A 7,414-nucleotide genomic window follows, 5' to 3' on the forward strand; every position below is an offset into this window, starting at 1 on the left:
TCTTTTATGAAAAAAGAATAACACCTTTTGGGACAAGTGCAAAAGTCGATGCACCAAAAAAATACATAGGCAAACGAGCCTATGTTATCATCCTTAAAGACTGATTATGGAATTCTGTCCCAATGTCAAAATCATGCAATAATTTTATAATCATTATTCTGATTACATCTCGGATGCATAACTATCTTTAAGAGAGGGATAATTTTGACCGAACCAATTGCATATGAGCTTGCAAAAAAACAAAAAGAAATATCGGTAGCAGAATTCTTCGAACGAAACAAACATATCCTAGGATTTGGAAACCCAACCAGAGCATTACTGACCAGCGTAAAAGAAGGAGTTGATAATGCTTTGGACGCCTGTGAAGAAGCAAACATTCTTCCAGATATCTTTGTTCAAATAACCAATCATGAAAGCGACGAGTGTACTATTGTTGTTGAAGATAACGGACCGGGAATTATCAAACAACAAATACCACACATTTTCGGGCGTCTTCTTTATGGATCCAAATTTCATGCGATTAAACAAAGTCGGGGACAACAAGGAATCGGAATATCTGCTGTAGTTCTCTACGGTCAACTCACCACCGGAAAACATGCAAAAATCACCTCAAAAATCGAACCAGATCGACCCGCTGTTATCACTGATCTTGCGATAGATACTAATAAAAATCGAGGGGAAATCATAAATACTGACACAGTACACTGGGACAAACCGCATGGAACACGTATTGAAGTAGCAGTCAGAGCAGATTACAAACGAGGCAAACGATTTGTCTACGACTATCTCCAAGGGACCTCCATCGTAAACCCACACGCACGAATTGTCTATAAAGATGCAGATGGACAAGAACATGTTTTCGAACGAACCGCAGATATCCTCCCAAAAAAATGTACTGAAATTAAACCACATCCCTATGGAGTAGAACTCGGAACTCTTATGAAATTAGCAAAAGAAACAACCAGCAGAAAAGTTGCATCATTTTTAAAAACAGAATTCAGCAGCATGGGTGAACGAACTGCAGATTTAGTCTGCGAAGCAGCACACATCGATCGAAATCTTGATCCAAAAGATCTTACCAGAGAACAACTCCTGCAACTCCATAAAGCGTTTAAAACTGTAAAAATCATGGCTCCCTCTACTGAATGTCTTTCACCTATCGGAGAGACTTTAATCCGTCGAAGTCTTAAATATGAAACACAAGAAGTTTCACCAGAATTTATTATCACAGCATCACGGCCACCATCTGTGTATTCAGGTCATCCGTTCCAAGTTGAAGTTGGCCTTGTTTATGGCGGGAATCTCCCAAAAGATAAACCGGTTCGAATTCTTCGATTTGCAAACAGAATACCGCTTCTCTTCCAACAAGGGGATTGTGCAACTACACAAGCAATCTCAGGTATCGACTGGCGTCGGTACGGCCTCGACCAACCATCAGGAACCGGCATACCTATCGGCCCTGCTATTTTCTTTACCCACGTTTGCTCAACTATGATACCGTATACTTCTGAAAGTAAAGAAGCAATTGCAGATATTGAAGAAATTGAAAACGAAATTAAACTTGCATTCCGTGAATGTGCTAGAAAAGTACAACAACATATCAACAAAAAAGAACGGCGCATAAAAACACGAGAAAAATTTGATCTTATTACCAAGATATTACCAGAAATTGCAAAAAAATCAGCACATATGCTCAATAAACCAATACCAAAACTTGAAAAAGTCATAACACAAATCATGGATGTTGTTTGGATAGAAGATCTCGTTGAATACGAAAAAGCACCTCCACGAAAAATAGGAAATCCGAAAAGCACTCAAACAACCTTATTCCAAAATCCTACAACCCAGGAACAAGACAGCGGTTGGATTACGAAAAGCTCGATTATGATTATCAATTATAAAAATAAACCACAAAAATTTAATCTCTATGCAATTAAACCTCGTGATGCAATCCTTGGCGATGTACAACCCCAACCAACAAAAATAACTGACAATTATATCAAATGGACCTTAGATACTATCCAACCAATTGGAAAAATAGATATCCATTTTGAACTCGCCGGGCTTAAGAAAGGAGATTTTGATGAAAACGATTTATATGTTGAAAACATCAATCCAGCATACGTTATCGGTGCAGATAAATGGGAAGGTGAATAGGAAAAATGTCTCAAAAAAACCTTCAAGTAATTGAAAAAATTGATTCAATTGCAAAAAAAGTATACGAGGATCTAATCAATGCTGAGATTCCAAGCTTAGAACTGGCAACACGAACTAAAGCAAACATCCAATTTGATCATAAACTCAACGTTTGGAAATATGGAAAAGGACGAACACAACGAACCGCAAATTCACTTGATGGCGCAAGTATGCTCCTACGAACCATGTATATGGTTGACTTCATCAAAGAAATGATTAACGTTAAAAAATCATCAACACTACGAGAAATGTATTACATTTCTGAAGGATGGGATCTCGGAAAATTTAACTCGCAAAACGAATCAGACCTGCTTGCCGAAGATCTCGAAGTAATCACAGGATGCATGCGAGAAGATTTCAAACTACGTCCCGAAGAAAACGGTGCAAGTGTCATCGGAAATCTCGTACTTGAAGAAGTAACCAGGAACAATCAGAAGAAAAAAATCCACTGCCAAGATGATGTCGGCGATGCAGGATACTCAATACCCTACTATGTTGAATCTGATAAAATCAAATTTAAAGAAGTTGATGCTGATTTTATTCTTGCCATTGAAACCGGTGGTATGTTTGATCGACTTGTTGAAAATGGTTTTGATACCAAACAACGAGCAATTCTTGTTCATCTCAAAGGTCAACCTGCTCGCTCAACACGACGATTCATCAAACGACTCAATGAAGAAAAAAAACTGCCAGTACTAGTTTTTACCGATTGTGACCCTTGGAGTTTTCGAATTTATGCAAGTGTTGCATACGGTGCAATTAAAACAGCACATATCTCGGAATTTCTTGCCACACCTGGTGCTCAATACCTTGGCGTTACACCATCTGATATTGAAAACTACGAACTTCCAACTGACAAACTCACCGATGAAGATATCCAAGCATTAAAAAGCGAACTTGATGACCCTCGATTCCAAGATCAATTCTGGAAACATGAAATTAAACTACAATTAACACTTCAGAAAAAATCAGAACAGCAAGCACTCGCAAAATATGGTTTGGACTATGTAACTGATACATATTTACCAGAAAAACTAACTGAACTAGGCATATTAAAAAAATAAAAAAATTCACTATTGTACCTTATTATTATCTTTTTTCCATAGATCATGGGGTTTAAGCATTTGAAATCGAATCATGACCATCATTGAATCGTCAAGAGGAATCAATGTTTTACTAAAAAGACCGCCTGATGCACCTTCAGGAATCGTATACACATAAACCGGCCTTCCTTCAATAATAACCGGTTTTGGTATTTCAGCAAATAATCGTTTTTTTCGAATCTTTATGATATGCCCAAGGAAAAAAATTTCTAAAACTACAAAAAAACAGAGGAGAACTATAGCTGACAAAATCCAAAGATCAATAGTAACGAACGCCCACCGATACCCATACCCAAAAAAGTAGATACTAAGCATAACGAAACAGACCCAAAATAGATACAGAATCGCAATAATAAAAACAATTTTTGAAATCTTGCTATATCGATTTTTTAACCGTTCCTCAGTAGATATTGCTGTAGTATCCATATTCAATCCAACTTTTCCTACATAGGTTATATCAAATTTATTTTTATATACTTTCACTTTTTACGATTCTTTAAAGAACGTATAGAACATCAACTTTTTTTCTATTTTATACTGAGTCTAATAGCTTCTGATGTTCTTGTATATAGCGAAGAAATTTATCCAATGCCTGTGCACGATGTGAATAGATATTTTTTTCAGTACTGTCCATTTCAGCAAACGTCTTTGTATGACCATTCGGGATAAAAATTGGATCATAACCAAAACCAAACGTTCCTCGTGCATAGGATGTGATAGTCCCCAACGTTTCACCGGTAAAAAACACAGGATCAATTAGAGGTGACGAAAAAGCAACAACAGAACGAAATACCGCTGAACGATCAGATGACGTTTCTAACAATTTTAACACACCGGAAAGACCAATAGTCAAAAAGACATATTTTGAGTAAACGCCGGGAAACTCGTTGAGACTGTGAATAAAAAGACCAGCATCTTCCAGAATAAATGGTTCATTAAATTTTTTTCGTACATATTCAACGCCAAATCTAGCAACCTCCTCGAGACTATCTGCTTGAATCTCAGGATATCCAAAATCCTTTTGAAGAACACGTAATCCACATTCCTTACATTTCGCTGAAGCTTCAGCTACTTTTCCAGGATTACTCGTTATAAAAAAAATAGTCTTCATCGATACCGACCCCGCTGAACAATCTCATCAATTTTCATAATAACCGCTTTTGCATCACCAGTATATTCCATCTGATACCCCTCAAGAACATACGAAAAACATTCTGGATACTGAGAATGTGTTGACTCAAAAGCCTCCATAAGCACGTGCAAATCAACCCCTTTTAATTCGATATCTTGAGAAATACAACCAAGACCAAAATCAATAAAATAAATTCGATCATCGAAAAGAATCATATTTGATGTAGTGATGTCACCATGAATAATATGATGATTATGCAAACGAGCAATATTTCTTCCGATTGAAGTACAAATTTTTTTCCGTTCCTGAAGGGAAATGTGATGTAAAAGATCTTTAATCCGCTTGCCCTGAATATACTCCATAATCAGGATACCGTTTACTATATCTACATCATAAATCAGTGGCACAGGAACACCACAACTACGTGCCATGGAAAATAACTTTGCCTCTTCTTTAGTTCGAGAACCAATGAGACGGCGATCTATCTCTTTAATGCGGTACTGTTTTGATATTCTTTTTTTTTGAATCACTGTTCTATGTAGATATGAATCAAGGAAAATCAATGCCTCAGCACCTTGATACAACACTTTTTGTTTAATCACGCCAGGTCACCTGTACCATATCAGTTCGAAAACGCTGATTAATCACAGTATCCTCAATAGTCATACGTATACCACTCGTATACATAAGATATCCAAGCCAGGCAATCATCGCACCATTATCAACACACAGTTTTTTTTCAGGAACAAAAAAAAGAGCATCACGATCTTTCGCCATAGTTACCACCATATCCCGCAACCGAGTATTACTCGCAACACCACCACCGAGAAGTACTTCTTTTTTTTCAGTATGTGCCATAGCCCGTTCTGTTACTTCAGTGAGCATTGCAAACGTTGTTTCTTGCAAGGAATAACAAATATCTTCTAATTTTTCACCCTTGCGGAAATACTCTTCTGCAGCAGTAAGCAACCCAGAAAATGCAATATCCATACCTTTAATTGAATAAGGTAACTCAAGATAGTTAGTCCCATTTCGTGCTAATTGTTCGATCTGAGGTCCACAGGGAAACTTCATGCCGACCAAACGGCCAAACTTATCAAGACAATTACCAATACCAACATCAAGAGTTTCGCCAAAAACACGGTACTTGCCCTCTGCAAAGGCTATAACCTGAGTATTGGCCCCAGAAACATACAATAACACAGGATCTTCACACTCAGGTATTGTTCCACGGCCGATTTCCAAATGAGCAACACAATGATTAACACCGATAATTGGCTTCTGCAATCGCAATGAAAGAGCACGAGCTGCTGTTGCTGCTGTTCGAAGACACGGACCAAGACCAGGCCCCTGAGAAAAACATACTAAATCAATATCCTGAAAAGAAATATGCGCATCATTTACCGCCTGTTGTATTACATCTGCAAGATATTCAGCATGATGATTTGCAGCTTCTCGAGGATGGATCCCACCTCTTTCTGGTTGATATGTTTTAATAACATTTGACAAAACCTGACATCGATTATCAACATTCTTAATGATGCCTACACCAATCGAATGAGCAGTTCCCTCAATACCAAGACAGATCATTACTTTAGGATAAACTTGTGCTGCTTCAAGAGTTTTTCGTAGATATACCTAAATAGAACAATTTCAGTTATTCTTCAAGAACGTATTCCTCATAGAGATAAATGTATCCAGTTTTGATGAGAACCGCCAGAACAATTAATACTCCACCGACAATACCTGGAATAAAAATCAAAAGCAAAGGAATCTCCAAACGTGATTCTTGAGTTTGTTCTACATAGTCTTCTACCACACCTAAACGTGTAGTATACTGATAATCCCAAACACCATTATCATCAACATCTATGAAATAAACACCAGAATTATTCTCTATGATCCTCGTTGTCTTTCCTAGAACTGGATTATAAAATTTTTTTAGACCTTCATAGGTCTTTACGATAAAAAACATCGTGTGATCGATGAGAATGGTTTGCACATCTGTTGAATCATTCGAATGTGATCCAACAAGTTCTTCTATAGTATCAGAAAGCATATCCTGATCAGTATCAACATCAACCATCACAAGCAATGGTGTTGACCACTCGGACAACAACCCATATTGATCTCGGGCTTGCGCAGTCACATGATATGTACCAGACGTATTCCATATTTTTTGAAAAGAGACATACTCACCAGAATCAACTAACGTACTCCACTCAGAGATCATTCCGTCACCCCAGTTGAACCGTATTTGTACCTTATCTCCCTTCGGATCGACAGCTGAGGTTATGAACAAAATTTGAGAATCTTCACAGATATTATTGTTTTTTATTATGATCTGAGGCGCATATGGGAAATCAGATAATTCAGATTGAGAAATAGTAACTGGTAACGGGTTTGACCATATACCTTCTTTGAAATACGTATTTCTGAATTGAACTTTTACAGAATAGATACCTTTTGAACTCCAACGATGGGTCTGAACAATTGAATTTTCACCATCATGAACTCTCAACCAGGGAGTATATGTGCCATCACCCCAGTCGAACATCCAATCTGCATCAGAGCTCGTAGTATAAATCGTATACGTATATTCTATATCTAAAAATCCAACAGCTGGTCCATCAGGAGGTGCAGGGATAAAAGAACTTGCAGACACAAAGTTTGTAAAAAGACTACCAACAAGTAAAACTACAAAAAAAGTAAGTAAGATTACGATACGGATAACCTGCGCACATTCTTTTTTTTTCTTTAAATAATTATGAATTTTTTCCACATGCATGCGCATCCCATAATGAGTATATTACACATAAAAAAACGTATGTTTATTATTTAAACTTTTAGTGCATCTTGGCTACATCCCGAAATGAATCCATAAATTCAGCATAACGTCTCATTTTGCTGTGAGAATCACGCACAGCAAACAGAAAAAATCATAATTCAACAAGCTTTTTTACAGATTTTTTCAACAAAACCA

At 37.2% G+C, this 7,414-nt stretch carries 8 protein-coding genes; 3 read left to right on the plus strand and 5 right to left on the minus strand.

From position 1 onward, the window contains the following. From QXL17_08185 to QXL17_08195, 3 genes are all read left to right on the plus strand, one after another. Positions 1–104: DUF2080 family transposase-associated protein (locus QXL17_08185; protein ID MEM4259104.1), on the plus strand; the 104-nt coding region annotated here is incomplete at its 5' end. Positions 105–204: 100 nt separating this feature from the next. Continuing rightward, positions 205–2,157 (plus strand): DNA topoisomerase VI subunit B, encoded by a 1,953-nt coding sequence (locus QXL17_08190; protein MEM4259105.1) that lies wholly within the window; start codon positions 205–207, stop codon positions 2,155–2,157. 5 nt (positions 2,158–2,162) lie between these two features. After that, positions 2,163–3,260, plus strand: coding sequence for a DNA topoisomerase IV subunit A (locus tag QXL17_08195; protein ID MEM4259106.1), 1,098 nt, complete (start codon positions 2,163–2,165; stop codon positions 3,258–3,260). 9 nt (positions 3,261–3,269) lie between these two features. Here QXL17_08195 and QXL17_08200 read toward each other — a convergent pair whose 3' ends face one another. The 5 genes from QXL17_08200 to QXL17_08220 form a co-directional block, all read right to left on the minus strand. Continuing rightward, positions 3,270–3,725, minus strand: a complete 456-nt coding sequence (locus QXL17_08200) for a hypothetical protein (protein ID MEM4259107.1) — start codon at positions 3,723–3,725, stop codon at positions 3,270–3,272. 106 nt (positions 3,726–3,831) lie between these two features. After that, on the minus strand, positions 3,832–4,410 hold the full coding sequence (locus tag QXL17_08205; GenBank protein MEM4259108.1) for an XTP/dITP diphosphatase: 579 nt from the start codon (positions 4,408–4,410) through the stop codon (positions 3,832–3,834). Next, positions 4,407–5,033 carry a KEOPS complex kinase/ATPase Bud32 gene (locus QXL17_08210; GenBank protein MEM4259109.1) on the minus strand — a complete coding sequence of 209 codons (627 nt, stop codon included), beginning with the start codon at positions 5,031–5,033 and terminating at the stop codon, positions 4,407–4,409. The genes QXL17_08205 and QXL17_08210 overlap by 4 nt, the downstream gene beginning before the upstream one ends. Then, positions 5,026–6,021 (minus strand): bifunctional N(6)-L-threonylcarbamoyladenine synthase/serine/threonine protein kinase, encoded by a 996-nt coding sequence (locus QXL17_08215; GenBank protein ID MEM4259110.1) that lies wholly within the window; start codon positions 6,019–6,021, stop codon positions 5,026–5,028. Before QXL17_08215 ends, QXL17_08210 begins: the two co-directional genes overlap by 8 nt. Before the next feature lie 67 nt (positions 6,022–6,088). After that, positions 6,089–7,213: a hypothetical protein gene (locus QXL17_08220; GenBank protein ID MEM4259111.1), complete on the minus strand. Its 1,125-nt coding sequence runs from the start codon at positions 7,211–7,213 to the stop codon at positions 6,089–6,091. Positions 7,214–7,414: the final 201 nt, after the last annotated feature.

Source organism: Candidatus Thermoplasmatota archaeon, from assembly GCA_038884455.1.
In the GTDB taxonomy this organism is placed as follows: Archaea; Thermoplasmatota; E2; order DHVEG-1; family DHVEG-1; genus JAWABU01.